General features: G+C 37.5%; 16 protein-coding genes. 12 read left to right on the forward strand and 4 right to left on the reverse strand.

The genetic code is table 11. From position 1 onward, the window contains the following. Positions 1 to 240: 240 nt before the first annotated feature. From ftsE to BAZO_RS07340, 8 genes are all read left to right on the forward strand, one after another. The gene (ftsE, locus tag BAZO_RS07300; RefSeq protein WP_003330733.1) at positions 241 to 927 is read left to right on the forward strand and encodes a cell division ATP-binding protein FtsE; all 687 of its coding nucleotides are present in this window, start codon (positions 241 to 243) and stop codon (positions 925 to 927) included. Further along, on the forward strand, positions 917 to 1,813 hold the full coding sequence (ftsX, locus tag BAZO_RS07305) for a permease-like cell division protein FtsX (protein ID WP_003330734.1): 897 nt from the start codon (positions 917 to 919) through the stop codon (positions 1,811 to 1,813). The genes ftsE and ftsX overlap by 11 nt, the downstream gene beginning before the upstream one ends. Positions 1,814 to 1,889: 76 nt before the next feature. Then, complete coding sequence (locus tag BAZO_RS07310; protein WP_003330735.1) at positions 1,890 to 3,110, forward strand: murein hydrolase activator EnvC family protein; 1,221 nt, start codon at positions 1,890 to 1,892, stop codon at positions 3,108 to 3,110. 436 nt (positions 3,111 to 3,546) lie between these two features. Next, positions 3,547 to 4,647 carry a GerAB/ArcD/ProY family transporter gene (locus BAZO_RS07320; protein ID WP_003330738.1) on the forward strand — a complete coding sequence of 367 codons (1,101 nt, stop codon included), beginning with the start codon at positions 3,547 to 3,549 and terminating at the stop codon, positions 4,645 to 4,647. Next, positions 4,637 to 6,112, forward strand: a complete 1,476-nt coding sequence (locus BAZO_RS07325) for a spore germination protein (protein ID WP_003330739.1) — start codon at positions 4,637 to 4,639, stop codon at positions 6,110 to 6,112. The genes BAZO_RS07320 and BAZO_RS07325 overlap by 11 nt, the downstream gene beginning before the upstream one ends. 19 nt (positions 6,113 to 6,131) lie before the next feature. Then, complete coding sequence (locus BAZO_RS07330) at positions 6,132 to 7,274, forward strand: Ger(x)C family spore germination protein (protein WP_268869817.1); 1,143 nt, start codon at positions 6,132 to 6,134, stop codon at positions 7,272 to 7,274. Between the two features lie 254 nt (positions 7,275 to 7,528). Further along, on the forward strand, positions 7,529 to 8,968 hold the full coding sequence (locus tag BAZO_RS07335; protein ID WP_039957152.1) for a S41 family peptidase: 1,440 nt from the start codon (positions 7,529 to 7,531) through the stop codon (positions 8,966 to 8,968). Between the two features lie 205 nt (positions 8,969 to 9,173). Then, on the forward strand, positions 9,174 to 10,367 hold the full coding sequence (locus BAZO_RS07340) for a PDZ domain-containing protein (RefSeq protein ID WP_003330742.1): 1,194 nt from the start codon (positions 9,174 to 9,176) through the stop codon (positions 10,365 to 10,367). A 171-nt stretch (positions 10,368 to 10,538) separates the two neighbouring features. Here BAZO_RS07340 and BAZO_RS07345 read toward each other — a convergent pair whose 3' ends face one another. Further along, positions 10,539 to 10,736 (reverse strand): hypothetical protein, encoded by a 198-nt coding sequence (locus BAZO_RS07345; protein ID WP_003330744.1) that lies wholly within the window; start codon positions 10,734 to 10,736, stop codon positions 10,539 to 10,541. Between the two features lie 321 nt (positions 10,737 to 11,057). Here BAZO_RS07345 and BAZO_RS21615 point away from each other — a divergent pair, with 321 nt between their 5' ends. Then, on the forward strand, positions 11,058 to 11,141 hold the full coding sequence (locus BAZO_RS21615) for a YjcZ family sporulation protein (protein WP_407697156.1): 84 nt from the start codon (positions 11,058 to 11,060) through the stop codon (positions 11,139 to 11,141). A gap of 282 nt (positions 11,142 to 11,423) precedes the next feature. On the opposite strand, the gene BAZO_RS07355 is transcribed toward BAZO_RS21615, so the two are convergent. From BAZO_RS07355 to BAZO_RS07365, 3 genes are all read right to left on the reverse strand, one after another. Continuing rightward, positions 11,424 to 11,732: a hypothetical protein gene (locus BAZO_RS07355; RefSeq protein ID WP_003330745.1), complete on the reverse strand. Its 309-nt coding sequence runs from the start codon at positions 11,730 to 11,732 to the stop codon at positions 11,424 to 11,426. A gap of 68 nt (positions 11,733 to 11,800) precedes the next feature. Continuing rightward, positions 11,801 to 12,193: a hypothetical protein gene (locus BAZO_RS07360; RefSeq protein WP_003330747.1), complete on the reverse strand. Its 393-nt coding sequence runs from the start codon at positions 12,191 to 12,193 to the stop codon at positions 11,801 to 11,803. Positions 12,194 to 12,301: 108 nt separating this feature from the next. Then, the gene (locus BAZO_RS07365; protein WP_003330748.1) at positions 12,302 to 12,880 is read right to left on the reverse strand and encodes a DUF1259 domain-containing protein; all 579 of its coding nucleotides are present in this window, start codon (positions 12,878 to 12,880) and stop codon (positions 12,302 to 12,304) included. A gap of 263 nt (positions 12,881 to 13,143) precedes the next feature. Here BAZO_RS07365 and BAZO_RS07370 point away from each other — a divergent pair, with 263 nt between their 5' ends. From BAZO_RS07370 to uvrB, 3 genes are all read left to right on the forward strand, one after another. Continuing rightward, on the forward strand, positions 13,144 to 14,829 hold the full coding sequence (locus BAZO_RS07370; protein ID WP_003330749.1) for a putative bifunctional diguanylate cyclase/phosphodiesterase: 1,686 nt from the start codon (positions 13,144 to 13,146) through the stop codon (positions 14,827 to 14,829). 146 nt (positions 14,830 to 14,975) lie between these two features. Next, positions 14,976 to 15,221, forward strand: a complete 246-nt coding sequence (locus BAZO_RS07375) for a DUF2198 family protein (protein WP_003330751.1) — start codon at positions 14,976 to 14,978, stop codon at positions 15,219 to 15,221. A 331-nt stretch (positions 15,222 to 15,552) separates the two neighbouring features. Further along, a complete protein-coding gene (gene uvrB, locus BAZO_RS07380; protein ID WP_003330752.1) occupies positions 15,553 to 17,535 on the forward strand; it encodes an excinuclease ABC subunit UvrB in 1,983 nt (660 codons plus the stop codon). Positions 17,536 to 17,558 lie beyond the last annotated feature (23 nt).

The following is a 17,558-nucleotide window of genomic DNA, read 5'->3' on the forward strand; positions in this document are numbered from 1 at the left end:
AAAATAGCGAATAACGGTGGTATAATAAAATAGTGTGTCATGAAATAGCATTTCATGGCGTTTTTCCTTTGAACTGAATTTGAAACGTCGACAATGGCTTATAACAAACAACAAGCTCCACTTTACCACATGCATGCAGCCCTTATCTATATTTTTCCAAACAACATAAGACTTGAACTATAACAACATAAATGAAAATAGCATAGGGCTGTAAATAGACTTTAATTAGGTGTGATTGAAATGATAGAAATGGAAGACGTTTATAAGCAATATCCGAATGGGGTATTGGCCGTGAACGGGATCAATGTTCAGATTAAACAAGGTGAATTTGTCTATGTGGTCGGCCCGAGTGGCGCCGGGAAATCGACATTTATAAAAATGATGTATCGTGAAGAGAAGCCGACAAAAGGCACGATTATGATCAACGGGATTAATCTTTCGAAATTAAGGTCGAGCAAAGTGCCGCTGTTAAGAAGGAATATCGGCGTTGTGTTCCAGGATTTCAAGCTTTTGCCAAAGCTGACGGTTTTCGAAAATGTGGCGTTTGCGCTTGAGGTAATTGAGGAGCATCCGCGCAATATTAAGCGCCGCGTTCTTGAGGTTCTTGACCTTGTAAAATTAAAGCATAAAGCGCGTTTTATTCCGTCCGAGCTTTCAGGTGGGGAGCAACAGCGTGTTTCGATTGCAAGGTCGATCGTCAATTATCCGAAAATCGTGATTGCGGACGAGCCTACCGGAAACCTGGATCCTGATTCATCTTGGGGTATCATGGAAATTTTCGAAGAGATTAACAACCGTGGAACGACGGTTGTCATGGCGACTCATAACCGAGAAATTGTGAATAAGATTCGAAAGCGCGTTATTGCAATCGAGGGCGGACGGATTGTAAGAGACGAAAACAGGGGTGATTACGGCTATGACAGCTAATACACTGGTTCGACATCTTAGAGAAGGCACCAAAAATATTGGTAGAAATGGCTGGATGACTTTTGCCTCTGTGAGTGCGGTAACGGTTACGTTGCTTTTAGTAGGAATTTTTCTAGTCATCATGATGAATTTAAATAACTTTGCAACAACTGTTGAAAAGGATGTTGAAATAAGGGTTCACATTGACCTTGTTGCGAATGATGCACAAATTAAAGAACTCGAGCAGCGGATCAAAAAAATAGCCCAAGTGGATACTATTACTTTTTCGCCAAAGGAAAAAGAGTTAGAGGAAATTATTATTAGCTTTGGTGAGGAAGGTAAAGCGTTTGAATCATTAAAAGATGAAAATCCACTGCGTGACGTTTTTGTTGTAAAAACAAAAGATCCGCAAATGACGCCGGACGTTGCTAAAAAAATCGAGAAATTTGAGAACGTCGAACGAGTCAATTATGGTCAAGGAACAGTTGAAAAATTATTTAAATTTGTCAATATCGCCAGAAATATCGGTCTCGGTTTAATTATCGGTCTGGTCTTTACAGCGATGTTCCTAATCTCAAATACTATTAAAATCACAATTATGGCGAGAAAACGGGAAATTGAAATTATGAGGCTTGTTGGGGCAACTAATTCATTTATCCGCTGGCCGCATTTCATCGAAGGACTGCTCCTCGGGGTTATGGGTTCGATTATTCCGATTGTGCTGATATTAATAGGCTATAGTTACCTATATAAAACGATTGAGCCAAAGATTGACGATGCTTTCTTCATTCAATTGCTGCCGTTTAGTCCTTTTGCGTTTCAGATTGCGCTCATTCTTATATCAATCGGGGCCTTTATTGGTGTTTGGGGCAGCTTAATGTCAGTGCGGAAGTTTTTAAAAGCATAAATTGATAGATTTTGATTCGTAGTGGACAAGCCTACAGAAATAGAAATAGAAACAAGCAGGGAAAGGTGGAAGCGAAGTGCGGAAGGTTTTTTCAATAGTTTTATCAGTAACGGTCGCTTTAAGTGGCTACACTTTTTTTAGCGATCACGCATCTGCCAACCAACAACTTAAGAGTAAGATCAACGAAGTGCATGGCAAACGTGTTGAATTGCATCAGGATTCGAAGGAAAAGAAGAGTGAAATTAATCAAATTGAGCGGGACCAAGCTCAGGTCAATGCTGAGATAAAAAGAATAGATTTGGCTGTTGCGGAAACCTCTGAAAAGATTCGAAAAAAAGAAGGGGAAATAAAGACGTCAAAAGCTGAAATTGAAAAACTGGGTGCTCAAATAAAAGAACTTGAAATTAAAATAAAAAAACGGGATGAGGCATTGAAAACGAGAGTTCGTTCTGTTCAAGAAAGCGGCGGTGTTGTTAGTTATTTAGATGTGTTGCTTGGAGCCAAAAGCTTTGGTGACTTTCTTGATCGGGTCAATGCGGTGACGGTTATTGTCCAGCAGGATAAAGATATTTTACAAGCACATGTGAATGACCAACAAATGCTTGAACAGCTGAAGGCTGATGAGCAGGCAGAACTTGCTGGCTTGGAACAAAAACAAAAAGAGCTTAAGTCCGATCAGCAAACGCTTCTTTCACAAAAAGGCCAAAAGGAAAAATTAATGGCTGAATTGAAGGAAAAAGAACAACAAATTGAAGAAGAACTACTGGACCTTGCTGAACAAGATGAAATTCTTCGTAAACAAGAAGCATCCTATAAGAAATTGCTGGCACAGTGGCAGGAGCAGCAGCGCCGTATTGAGGAAGCGAAGAAAAGGGGAGAAAAGCCACCTATTAGTGACGGTTCATTTAGTAGACCAGCGAACGGTCCGGTAACGTCAAATTACGGCTCACGCTGGGGCAAGCTTCATGCTGGTATTGATATTGGTAAACGGGGGTCAGATGTACCGATTGTTGCAGCAGCAGACGGTATTGTCTTCCGTTCTTATTATTCATCTTCGTATGGAAATTGTGTCTTTGTATCTCATAATATTAACGGAAAAATGTACACTACCGTTTATGCGCACATGGAAAGCCGTAAAGTTTCTGAAGGTGCAACCGTGAGTAAGGGTGACATATTAGGATACATGGGGAATACAGGCCGATCCTATGGGGCCCACTTGCACTTTGAAATTCATGAAGGCTCATGGAATGCATCAAAGTCTAACTCAGTAGACCCACGGAAGTATATTAATTTCTAGTGTTGTTGAGCGACAAAAAAGTCCTTAAAAAACAAAAAAGTTCTTAAAAACCAAATAAACATACAAACAAATGTATAAAACGAGCACATCTTGTCGACACCTAGAGGTAGATAATGATGTGCTCTTTTATAATGTGTTTTCATGAACAAATGTCGATATATAGCACCTTCAATTTGAACTCCTATTGGTTGCTTCATTTAATCACCTCTTAACAGGTTATTTCATTATTACTCTATTACTCTTTTTTATTTTACCGTAAAAATACAATCGTACTTCTAATTACCGTTTTTGTCATGGCAGGCTTATTCATAAAAAGGGCCGCCCATAATTTATTATGTTACTTCTAGTTTCTAATACTTTTTAAAAATATGATGTATAATAAATACATTTTTATAAGAAAATACCAGTAAAAATCAACTCAAAAAGGTGAAATTAGATGCAAAAATTTGATACTGTTTCGCCGCTTCATATTGTTCTTCTATTAGTAACAGCAATAGGTATAAAAACGCATGTTTTTGTGATCTCCCCCTTACTATACACTTCAGGGAGGGATGCATGGTTAAGTGTGCTTCTCACAATAGTATTAATCCTTATGTGGATACCATTGCTGATGTATATTCATAAAAAGACTTTTCAATTTTCCTTATTCAAACTGATGGCAGAAGTACTCGGTACGAAAGTGACAAATGTCTTCCTCTTTATTATTATTACATACTTTGTTTTTTTAGCAGCAGTTGCATTGCGAGAAACCATTACCTGGACAACGATTGCCTATTTACCGGAAACACCTCAGGTATTAGTAAGTCTAATTTTAATTATATTATGCTGGTTCCTAGCAAGTTCAAGCTTTCGAATAATGAATACGATTAATGTCTTCCTCTTATTGTTTATAATAATATTTGGTTTTTTTGTAAGTATCGCTAACTTTCAATATAAAGATTATTCTTTACTTCTACCGATTCTAGAGCATGGATATCGCCCGGTTTTTGAAGGAATTATTTATCAAGCCTCAGGAGTTATTGAAATTTTCTTCTTTTTATTATTGCAGCATAAAATCAATGAGCCGCTTCGGTTCCGACATTTTTTTATCACCCTTATTTTACTGATTCTATTAACACTCGGACCACTAATAGGGTCTATTATAGAATTTGGACCAATTGAGGCCAAGAAACAAAGGTTTCCACCCTACGAACAGTGGGGGTTAGTCTCTATCGGCACGTATATTGAACATGTTGATTTCTTATCCATTTATCAGTGGTTGTCAGGCATTTTTATTCGTATTTCTTTACTACTGTTTATTATAAAAGAGGCACTACAAATAAAAGACGATCGAAAAAAAAACATAATTTTGCTTTTCCTATCAATTGTAGCGGGTGCAGCTGTAATGGTACCAATTACTGATTTTCAGTTTACTTACTTGTTAAGGACTTACATTTTACCGATTTCGTTTTGGTTTTTCTTTTGCTCTTCAATAATAATTTGTATTCTTACAATCATCTATTCAAGGCAGAAAAGAGGGAAATCTAATGAGATTTAAGCGGTATTCCACAAAAAACAAGAAAGAAATGCCTATTATGAATGAACAAAAGTTAAAAGAAACATTTGAACAATGCTCAGATGTTGTCTTTTCCACTTTGCAATTCAATCAACATGACGTCACTCTTATTTATTGTTCAGGTTTAATCGATAATGAAATATTTTATAAAACTATTCTTTTACGACTTGAAGAATATTTCAAATCATCAGATGAACTAAATAATAATTTGACCAATAAACTACAACTCCCTTCATTACGTTCTGTTGAAAGTATAGAAAAAGCAGAAAATGAAATTTTTTCTGGTAAACTGCTGATGTATTTTAAAGCGATTAACATGCTTTATTCTGTAGATATTTCAAATAAGCCTCAGCGTAAACCAGAAGAAACATCTTTGGAAATAAGCTTTAGAGGTCCACGTGATAATTTTATTGAAGATATTATTGTTAATCATGCATTAATTCGAAAAAGATTACCGACAACGTCATTTATTAGTGAACAATTTAAAATTGGGAAACGAACGAAAACAAGAGTGTTTCTTCTTTATATGAAAGATATTGCTAACCAAAATATTCTTAAACAAATTCGCTCAAAAATAAATGATATCGATATTGATGGATTATATAGTGGAGCTCAATTAGGAGAATTATTAAATGAGAATCCTTATGTTATCTTCCCGCGCTATAGTTACACTGGGCGTCCAGACTTTGCTGTTCAAGCGTTATTAAGTGGGCGGTTTGTTATTTTAATTGATGGCGTTGCCTATGCGCTTTTAACTCCGGTCACTTTATTCTTTTTACTAAAAACTGCGGAAGATAGCGAGACCCATTACTTATATAATGCCTTTGAAAGAATAATAAGAGTTATTGCGCTTTCTGCAGCGATTCTGCTTCCAGGATTTTGGGTTGCTTTGACAACGTTCCATCAAAATCAGATTCCTTTTACTCTATTAGCAACCATCATTGAAGCTAGAAAGGGCGTCCCTCTTCCGAGTGCAATGGAGGCTTTTCTAATGCTGTCATTGTTTGAGGTGTTTAGAGAAGCTGGTATGAGACTGCCTCTATCTATTGGTCAAACCTTTAGCGTTATTGGTGGATTGATTATAGGTGATGCAGCAATTAGAGCAGGATTAACGAGCCCTGCTATGCTTGTTATCATCGCTGGTTCCACAATTGCGACCTTTACTTTAGTCAATCAGACACTCGTAGGTATTGCTTCATTAATGCGTTTTCTAACCGTGATTATTGCATCCTTATTTGGCTTTTTAGGTTTATTTGCATCTATTTACTTTTTTGGGATTATTATTGCGCGAATTCAATCATTTGATGTTCCTTACCTGCAAGTCGCAAGTCGACTAAGCTTAAAAAATGCCATTAAATCTATCCTAAAAATGCCTGCACACATAAATACTAAACGTCCAAGCGCAGTAAAACCGAATGATGAAACAAACCAAGGAGGCTCCTCATGAATCATTTTAAAAAAAAATTATTTTTTTCTTAATTTTTCTTTTGATTAACCTCACACTTGCTGGTTGCTGGGATACGAATGAACCGGAGAGAATGATTTATGTTCATGGGTTAGGTGTAGACTACGAAGATGGTAAATATAATGTTTACTTGCAAATTGTTAATCCTTCCCTATTAGCAAAATCTGAAGCATCTGGTGGAGAGACAGATACAAAGGTTGTCGTTGGTCGTGGCACGGGAGAAACAATTAATGAAGCGATTTTTGATGCCTACCGTTCTTCACAACGTCATATCTTTTGGGGGCATTTATCCTTTATAGTTTTTTCTGAAAAGCTATTAAAAAAAAAGGATGGACTAAAAGCAACAGTTGATATGTTTGACAGGTATCGAGAAACTCGATACAGAATATTGATGTATTCGACAAAAGAACCGCTATTCCAACTTTTAACAGCACTTCCACCTTTGGAAATGTCAACCGCTCTTTCGCGGCTGAGTGACCCTAAAGCTACTTATAGGCAAAGTTCATTAATTCGTCCAATAAGCTTAAGGGAATTATTAATTGGATTAAATGAACCACCCCATGTAGTAGCAATTCCTTATGTAGGGCTATCCCAAAATCATACATGGGAGACTGACAAAAAACAGATCAAAACGATTGAAGTCATTGGAGTTAGTTTTATTACGGATAGTGCTTTAAAAGGAACCTTTACTATTGAAGAGGTCGAAGGATTAAAATGGATGAATGAAGACATAACCCGTGAAAATTTACGTCTTCGCAATGATTTATCAGATATTAATGTTATAATTGACAATATAAGAATAAAGAAGAAGTTATTCATCAAGAACGAGAAAATCCACTTTAAAATTACTATCGAAGTTCTTGCAAAATTAAGAGAAATCGTTCAAAAAGAAAGACTTAATAAAATCGAAAGAGAAACAGAGAAATTATTAAAATCTCAAATACACCAAACTTTTCTAACCGGGTTAAAGAATAACTTGGACCTTTACCGTTTATCTGAGGTGCTTTATCGCAAAGATATTAAAGAATGGCAAGCTATTGAACATAACGGAAAAATCCCGTTGACGGAGGATAGTATTGAAATATTCACCCATGTAAAACTAATCAATGGCGAAAAACAAAGAAGAAATCCAACACTCGAGTAAGATTATGTTGTTTTTGATTTCTTTATGTTAAAATTATAATGCATAAAAGTTAAAGCACCAAAAGTGCTTTTTTAAGCTTTTAATTGTAATTAAACAGTGAAATGTGATCCACTAAAAAATTCATAATTCGTACAAGCTTGTCATATAGTTATAGGGACACTTGAAAGGCATCGCACTGATTGGGTGAGATGCCTTTTCCTGTCCAAGCAGATATATGTTAAAATATTTTAGAGATAGATATTGGGGTGAGTGGTATGATATTTCGAAAAAGAATAGTATTTGTGTTAATGGCATTCTCACTTATTGTTGGCGCGGGGATTTCTTATTTTTTACTAAATGGCATCAATGGAACCCCCCATCCGGGCAGTGTGTTTGCTAAGGGGGATAAAAGTACAGAAGAGGATTTAGCTAAAATCAAGCAGGCGTTGGAGCTGATTTCGGGAAGCTATGTGGAAGAGGTTAAACGGGATAAGCTTGTTGAAGGAGCCATTTCTGGTATGGTCAACACGCTTCAGGACCCATATTCCGTTTATATGGATAAAGAAACAGCCGGCCAATTTGAACAGTCATTGGATTCTTCGTTTGAAGGAATCGGGGCAGAAGTAAGTATGACGGATGGCAAGGTTACGATTGTAGCGCCATTTAAAGATTCTCCTGCTGAAAAAGCCGGACTGAAGCCCAATGATTTTATTCTCAGTGTTGATGGTAAAAGCTTAGCAGGCCTTGATCTGTACGAAGCGGTTTTGAAAATCCGTGGTGAAAAAGGTTCAAAAGCCATCCTTGAGGTTGAGCGACCAGGTGTTACTGGTACTTTAAAAATTGAAGTGACAAGAGATGAAATTCCAATTGAAACTGTGTACAGTTCAGTGAAAGACTATAAAGGAAACAAAGTTGGTTATATTGAAATTACAAGTTTTTCAGAAGACACAGCGAAAGACTTTGCAACTCAACTAAAGGACCTTGAAAGTCAAAAAATTGCCGGATTAGTCATTGACGTTCGTGGCAACCCAGGTGGTTATCTACAAAGCGTGGAAGATATTTTAAAGCTCTTCGTGACGGATAAAAAGCCATATGTGCAAATTGAAAATCGAAACGGTGAAAAGGAACGTTTTTTCTCATCTTTAAAAGAAAAGAAAAACTATCCAATTACAGTTTTAATTGATAAAGGGAGTGCTTCTGCCTCTGAAATTTTAGCTGGTGGTTTAAAAGAAGCGGGCGGCTACGACATCATTGGTGAAACTTCATTCGGAAAAGGGACTGTGCAGCAAGCTGTTCCACTTGGTGATGGCAGTAATATTAAGCTGACGTTGTTTAAATGGTTAACACCGGATGGCAATTGGATTCACAAAAAAGGTGTTGAACCAACAGTTGAAATGAAGCAACCGGATTATTTCTATTCAAGCCCGATTCAAATTGAAGAGCAACCACTTGCCTTTGATCAAAATAATGAACAAGTGAAGAGCGCGCAATTAATGTTGAAAGGCCTTGGCTTTGAACCGGGACGCCATGATGGTTACTTCAGCAAACAAACAGAGGTTGCTGTTCAAGCCTTCCAAAAGGCAAACGGAATTTCAGCCTCCGGTCAAATTGATAAGGATACAGCACAAAAGCTTCAAGAAAAAATTATCGAAGAAGTTCGAGATGAGAAAAACGACATCCAGCTTCAAACAGCAATCAAAATGCTTTATAAATAATAAAACTGGCAGGAGTCAGGGAATCTTTGTTGAATATATCCGTATATGAATACGGGTATATTTTTTTATTTATAGATAAAATCCGCTGGCTTACATTCATTTCCATATGGACAAAATGGAAACTATTCATTACGCTATAATTATGGGACACAGTTCCCGACCCTCTGGCTCAGTTTTTGGCTTGGTTAACAAAGGATGGTGCTTTATGGTAGAAGCATGGCTGTTGGAGCTATTGTTTGGGATTGGACGGTTTTTCCTTAATCCGGCTACATATATATTATTACTAGTTGCATTATTTCTAGGCTTTCGCCGCATTAAAAGAGAGAGAAAGGATTTCAATGTTCGCATTTATCCTTTTAATCTTGAGTGGACGGAGTTGACTTTGTCTGGAATTCTTGCAGGCGTTTGCGTTTCTGCTGTGATGATTGCGATCGGGGCAGTGCTTCCGCTAGGGTTTATAGTTATTGCATCATCTTTAACTATTCTTTTTGCACTAGCTATGCAACCTCGCTTGCTTTCACCAGCGATTGTATTAGGACTTTCGATTATCATATCCTTATTCCTACCTAGTCTGTCGTTTAATAATTTACTAGTTTCTAATTTAATAAAAGATGTAACAAACAGTCCGGTTCTGGTAATGGCGATTTTGCTTTCGGTTTTGATTTTTGCAGAAGGCTTGCTAATTTTAAGAAAAGGACATGTCCATACGTCACCTAAGTTGCTCAAAAGTAAACGCGGGAAGCAAATCGGTGCCCATGAGGCAAAAAAAATGTGGATGGTCCCTGTGCTTTTATTGATCCCAGGGGATGCGCTCACCTCGACATTTGAATGGTGGCCGGCTATTCAAACGCCGTTTATGACTTTTTCTCTACTAGTCGTGCCATTTGGAGTCGGTTTCCATCAGGAGGTACAGGCTTCACTGCCTAAGGTTGCCATTCAGCAGACGGGCAGAAGGGTTCTGCTATTGGCAGTTGTCGTGGCAGCTTTAACGGTTGGAGCTTATTGGCTCCCAGTCTTGGCGATTGCTGCGGCTGTAGTGGCGATGGTCGGTCGTGAATATATTACGGTAAGGCAGAAAATGTTAGATGATGATAAAGTATCATTCTTCGCAACCAATGAAAAAGGCATGGTGATCCTAGATGTGATCCCCAATTCCCCAGCTGAAAAAATGGGACTTAAATTAGGAGAAATCATTATAAAAGTAAATGGCAACAAAGTTCGGAGCGAAAAAGAATTTTACGAAGCATTACAAGTGAATCGCGCCTATTGTAAGCTCGAGGTGTTGGACTATAACGGTGAAGTTCGTTTTGCTCAAAGAGCACTATACGACGGTGAGCATCATGAACTCGGAATTCTGTTCGTGCATGATGGAAAACAATGGACAAATGAGGCAGTATAGGTGTGATTTTTCATAATTATCCCGAATGGTTTTTCTAATTCGGGTGTCCGTTTAGTACTAAATAAGCGAGTAGTTCATTATGAACTAAGGAAAGCCAATGCAATTTGCCTCATAGGCAGCATTGGCTTTTCGAATTGACAAAATAATTTGAATACAGCTGTTATGCCATCCTTAGAAAATGCGTCGTCTCCGGCTTAAAAGGAAAATTGCAGCAATTAAAAAGAAGGGAATAAATCTTCTTCGAAAACCTGAACGAATAAACATTCCTCCCCGTGGATCCACTCCTTCAATGATTCCTCTATGAACTCTTCCATTACGCTCTATGACCTCAACAGCTTGGCCTCTATGTCTCATAACTAAATTATGCATTTCACCCCTCCTTCCTAAAATGTAATATCAGTTAGAAGTAGGCGTTCACCTCCTATGGATTATCAGGAAACCGCAAAAGCGATCCTTAATCATAATCTATGTTTACTAAATTGGATTGACATGGACAAACACTTGATAGGTATTAAAATTCCATATTTGACTAATGGAAGAAGGCGCTGGTTACTTTCTATTAATTTAAAATGATCTTAATGTCTAAAATAATTTCCACACTTGTCCATTTCGAATAAGACGAGTTATTCATAAACTATAGTAACTTCTACAAAGGTGGTGATACTTATGGGTCAATCTTATGGCGGCGGAATGGGCACCAATTTTGCATTAATTGTGGTGCTTTTCATTTTATTGATAATTGTTGGAACAGCTTTTGTTCACGGGGGTTATTAAGTCCTGCTTAAAAATCCACATTCCTCCACTTGACACCTCTTGGAAGCACTGATGTTGGGTGCTTCCTTTTTTTCAAATGCAGAGGATTCAGAATTTTAATCAATATGACTAAAAAAGTAATGCTTATGGGTTCAATATCTAAAGTACAAGCCGCTTTCTAGATTGGAATAAACTGAATATCATCCTCTCATTTTTTCTGGATGATTATGAAAAATACCAAAAGGTACGATGTTTACTAAAAAAGAGAACCAGTACATAATGGCCCCATAATGTACTGATTCTCTATATTGTTTTTTTATTAAAAAGCTTTACATTGGATGGATCGTTTACATCTTTTCCGAAAAAGGTTTTACGTGTCATTTCCTCTAACTTACGAACAGCCTTATTAAATTCATCATTGTCCATTTGTTTTGTTGCTAGAAGGGAGCATAAAATCGCGTACCCAATGGCCGTAGTATCAACATGCACATCTATTTTTAAATCTACATCGGAATTACCGCTTTGACCTACTTCAGTTGAGTTCGAATTGCGGATATGAATCACTTTTTGTTCATCTGACTCTAAATTTATATTCATAGATTCTTCTTGCATAAAAACATCTTTCCTTTTAAACTCTATTCATACCTTTTAAAGAGATAGTGGGAGAAATCCCACTATCTTTATTTTGGTTTTATATCAATTTCGAACTGTTGGTCTTGATCATTATCTTGATCAGCTTCTTGATCTGTTCTTACCCTAGCTTTGCTTTTGCTATTTAAGGTAACATTTACCGTGGAATTTCCGGAATTCATGACTCGTGCGATATTTGTGTTTTTGTCTGTATTTCTAACATCTGCTTCAGAATCTGCAGTTGAATTAGAACGATTTCGAAAATCAGTAGTATTCCTAAATTCGTTATCATTCTCAAATTCAACGTCTACATCTACATTTTGATCATTTCTTTGATCATTTATTTGATTATTTCTTTGATTATTTCTTTGATTATTTCTCTGCCTTTTTGAGGAACGGAAAAAGCTTTGATTTCCAGTGCTATCGTATTCTTTTGAATCCATAATTATCCCCCCTTTCTTAATGGTTTAATTCAATGTATTCCGCTCACTATTATTCGTATAAGCGAAAAACCGAGTCTATTAGCCTGTTTTTTTGCATATTATTGGATATTAATTAAAAAGTCCAGCTTCCCTTGCTGCTGCAAAACTTTCTCTAGCAAAAACAAACGGGTCCCCAACATTTTCCCAATGCATATACATTAAACGTGGTTCATCGAAAAGCCAGTGGTTATGGACGGCCGTTACTATAATACCTCTGCTACGCAATGCTGATAAAAAGGGGTTAATTTCTTTTTGAAGGATAACCGTTTCACCAAGATTTAGAGTTCTGCCATTTCGATTATTTTCAAAGGAGAGTGCAAATGGAAGTGCAAGTGGGGAGCGTGTTCGGCGACCTAAAATTGTAGCATTGATATTTCGGAGTCGCTGAACTAAACAGACTGGGGTAGATGTAATAACCTCGCCTCCGATAATATTTGCAAGTTGTTGGCAGGTGGATGTACTGAAACCTCTATTTGCATTTCGGGCAGTCATAGGATTTTTACCACTCCTACCCATCATTTGATTTTGCACCTCGGAACCTAATTCAAATTCATCATTGAACTCATCATTTAGATCAAAATTGTCATTCCTATTTGATACACTTACGAAATTCTGATTTCCTAAGTCATCATATTCTTTTCTTACCACAAAATATCATCTCCTTGTCTAATTTCCCTAACAGTTTATTCTGACAAGCAAGGAATGTATGGATATATTTACGAGGAAAAATGCCTTTTTTTGGGGGCCAGATAGTTTTGGGCTAGAGAGTCAGACCCCGTGGCTCCAAAACAATATGGCCGTGCTGTAAAGTGGAAAATTACACAAAATTAAAGGAAAAAGAATATTTTTATAGAAAAAGTATAAAAAGAAGTTTGGTCTTAAGTGTACTCTACTGCAAAGGGGTGGGTAACATGTTAAATAAGGAAACTACTATCGAGCTTAAAAAAGAATTATTGGTCGATGTATATGAAAATATGATTTATGCCATAAGCGTGACGGATGCAAGAAATAAAATACAATTAATTAATCCAGCCTTTACCGAATTAACGGGATATAGCGAGGATGATGTGATCGGTAAAAATCCTAGCATCCTAAGTTCGGGGATCCATGAAAAACATTTTTACAAGGAAATGTGGAGTAGTCTCAACAAAAAAGGTTTTTGGAGAGGCGAGATCTGGAATAAAAGAAAGGATGGAGAACTTTTTCTCGAAGAAATCACGATCAAGGCGATAAAAAATAACAATGGTAAAATAAAAAATTACGTCTCTATTTTTATCGATATTACGGAACGGAAAAAGCTTGAGGAAAAACTAAAATTCCAAGCGTATCATGATGATTTAACAAAACTTCCGAATCGGAAATATTTTTATTATGAATTGAATCAAGTGATTCAAAGGACTGACGGTAAGGATAAACTATGTGCAGTGATTTTTTTAGATTTAGATCACTTTAAAGATATTAATGATACGCTAGGACATAGTGTAGGCGATGAGTTATTGATCGCTGCAGCCAACCGTTTGAGGGAAAGGCTACAAAATAAAGGAGTCGTGACTCGGTATGGCGGCGATGAATTTGCGATCATCCTTTATAATTTACAAAATAAGTTCGAATGTATCAGCATTATGAATCGAATCATGGATAGTTTTTCGAAACCGTTTACACTTCATGGGTTTGAATTGTTTATTACAACGAGTGTTGGGATTAGCCTGTATCCGAATGATGGGGATGATGGAGACACTCTTATAAAATATGCCGATTCAGCGATGTATCATGCAAAGCAGGAAGGCAAGAATACTTATAAATTTTTTCAAAAGAGTTATATGAAAAAGTCGATAGAGAGATTGATTCTTGCCAGTGATTTGCGAAAAGCAATTGAAAATGATGAGCTTTTATTATATTATCAGCCGAAATTCTCGTGTAAAACTGAAAAGGTAAATGGATTTGAGGCGTTAATTAGATGGGACCATCCAAAGCATGGGATGATTTCACCCAACTGCTTTATTCCATTAGCTGAAGAAACAGGAATGATTGTTCATATTGATCAGTGGGTGTTATATCAAGCCTGTCTTCAATTAAAAGAATGGCAAGCCCAAGGATTGAAGCCTGTAAAAATTGCCGTAAACCTATCGATGCTGCAGTTTCAGCAAAAAAATTTTTTGAATATTGTAAGGTCCATTTTAAAGGAAACAGGTATTGACCCTTCCTATCTGGAAATTGAACTCACGGAAAGAGTAATCATGGACGACCCTGAAATTGCTTTGAAAAATATTAAGAGGCTAAAATCGATTGGTGTTCAGATTTCAATGGATGACTTTGGGGTCCATTATTCTTCGTTAAGTTATTTGAAACTGTTACCATTGGATCGCTTGAAAATTGACCGGTCTTTTTTACAAGACATGTTAGCAAATAAAGACGATCAAACGATTGTAAAAGCGATGATTCAATTGGCTCATAATTTGGAGATGACAGTGGTTGCGGAAGGTGTGGAAACAATCGAACAATATAATTTTTTAAAATCAAATCATTGTGATGAAGTGCAAGGCTTCTATTTTGACAAGCCCTTACCTGCTACTAATATAATTAAATATATTTCCTAGAGTGGTAACGGGGAGGCAACTATTGTTAATGGAAAAGGTAATCAAACTTGTTATTCGAGAATTATTATGATAATTTGAAAATTGAGACTACACCTGCTATTGCATTTTGTTAGTTTCGAATGACCTGGAAGGGGATCTTTACCTACATGACAAAAGTTATACTTGCTGTACTGGCACCCTTTTTAATGATTATTTTCTTAACAAGAGTCACCTTTAATCATTACATTAGTACCCTATTAACTATTGGAATTATATTTGCTATTTTTAAAGGATATGGAGAGCCATCGTTTGTCACAGCCACTTGGATCGTTTCCGTCATCGCCGGCTTTCTCGTTTCAGCCAGAATGATGAAAAAATTAAAAAACACCAATAAAAGAAAATACGATCGCTAAGCATGGAGTAACGCAATTGCCCCATGCTTTTATTTTTGTCTGTGGCGGTGCGTGCAAAGCGCCTTGTTTATCCTTAATATTGGAAATATTGTTAGATGAGCAGCAATAGTGTTCATTTCATCGAATAAACTGCCGCAATACGTGGATAAACTTCAAAACTCAGAAATGAATTACCAAAATCAACGAATATTCGTTCGTTAAAATTGGATATTTCATATACACGTATGTTACAATAAGTACACAAATTAGTAGACGAACGGGATATATACATAGCAAACTACGGAACAATACCGATATATAAATCTCATGCTTGAACGGAGGTAATTTACCAGTGCAAAATAATGTATTTGATCTCAAGTCGAAATATAAGCCAGAAGGAGATCAGCCGCAAGCGATTGCGAAGTTGGTAGAAGGTGTTAGACAGGGGAAAAAGTATCAAACCTTGCTTGGTGCAACGGGAACTGGAAAAACATTTACGGTTTCGAATGTTATCAAGGAAATCAACAAACCAACGCTAATCCTGGCTCACAATAAAACATTAGCGGGTCAGCTCTACAGTGAGTTTAAGGAATTTTTCCCAAACAATGCTGTTGAGTATTTTGTGAGTTACTACGATTACTTCCAGCCTGAAGCGTATGTACCACACACCGATACCTATATCGAAAAGGATGCCAGCATCAATGATGAGATTGATAAGCTGCGCCACTCGGCAACATCTTCACTTTTTGAACGGAATGATGTCATTATCGTGGCTAGTGTTTCGTGTATTTACGGCTTGGGTTCGCCGGAAGAATATCGTGACTTAGTTGTTTCGCTCAGGGTAGGAATGGAAAAAGAACGGGATCAGCTACTTCGCGACTTGGTTGATGTGCAATACTCAAGAAATGATATTAATTTCCAGCGCGGGACATTCCGTGTTCGTGGTGATGTTGTTGAGATTTTTCCGGCATCACGGGATGAGCACTGTATTCGTGTGGAGTTTTTTGGTGACGAAATTGACCGCATTCGTGAAGTTGATGCGCTTACTGGCGAAATTCTCGGTGACCGTGAGCATGTTGCGATTTTCCCGGCTTCCCACTTCGTTACACGTGAGGAAAAAATGAAAATTGCGATTGAGAGAATTGAAGCAGAACTTGAAGAAAGATTAACGGAGCTTCGTGAAAATAATAAACTTCTGGAGGCTCAAAGGTTGGAGCAGCGCACCCGTTATGACCTCGAAATGATGAGGGAAATGGGTTTTTGTTCAGGAATCGAGAACTACTCGCTGCACTTAACGTTAAGGCCTCCGGGATCAACTCCATATACATTGTTTGATTATTTTCCAAAGGACTTCCTACTCATCGTGGATGAATCACATGTTACCCTTCCGCAGGTTCGTGGCATGTACAACGGTGACAGGGCACGTAAACAAGTGTTGGTCGACCACGGCTTCCGTCTGCCAACCGCCTTGGACAACCGTCCATTAATGTTCGATGAATTTGAAAAAGCGCTGCACCAAGCCATATTTGTATCAGCAACTCCTGGCCCATATGAGCAAGAGCATACGCCAGAGGTGATCCAACAAATCATTCGCCCAACCGGACTTCTTGATCCAGAAATTGATGTCCGTCCAATCGAAGGTCAAATTGATGATTTAATTGGAGAAATCAATGCAAGGGTTGAAAAAAATGAGCGCGTCCTTGTGACGACGTTAACGAAAAAAATGTCCGAAGATTTAACGGATTATTTAAAAGACATTGGCATTAAAGTTGCTTATCTGCATTCTGAAATTAAAACGCTGGAACGAATTGAGATTATTCGGGATCTCCGTCTTGGAAAATATGATGTGTTAATCGGCATCAACCTACTTCGGGAAGGGCTCGATATACCAGAGGTTTCGCTCGTTGCCATTTTAGATGCGGACAAAGAAGGCTTCCTGCGCTCCGAACGTTCATTAATTCAGACAATCGGCCGGGCGGCACGTAATGCCAATGGGCACGTAATTATGTATGCTGATAAAATAACAAACTCAATGCGAATTGCGCTGGATGAAACAAAACGGCGCCGAACCATTCAAGAAGAATTTAATGAAAAGCATGGCATTACACCAAGAACGATTCAAAAAGAAATCCGTGATGTCATCCGTGCCACAATGGCTGCTGAAGAGCAGGAAACATATGTGGCTGAAAAACCAAAAGCTAAGCTGTCCAAGCAGGAACGTGAAAAGTTAATTATGAATGTTGAAAAAGAAATGAAGGAAGCGGCAAAAGCACTCGATTTCGAACGTGCTGCCGAGCTTCGTGATTTATTGTTGGAATTGAAGGCTGAGAGGTAATGTAGTTTAGTCAGTTTTAATTG

It is taken from the genome of Schinkia azotoformans LMG 9581 (assembly GCF_000307855.1).
Classification (GTDB): Bacteria; Bacillota; Bacilli; order Bacillales; family Bacillaceae_J; genus Schinkia; species Schinkia azotoformans.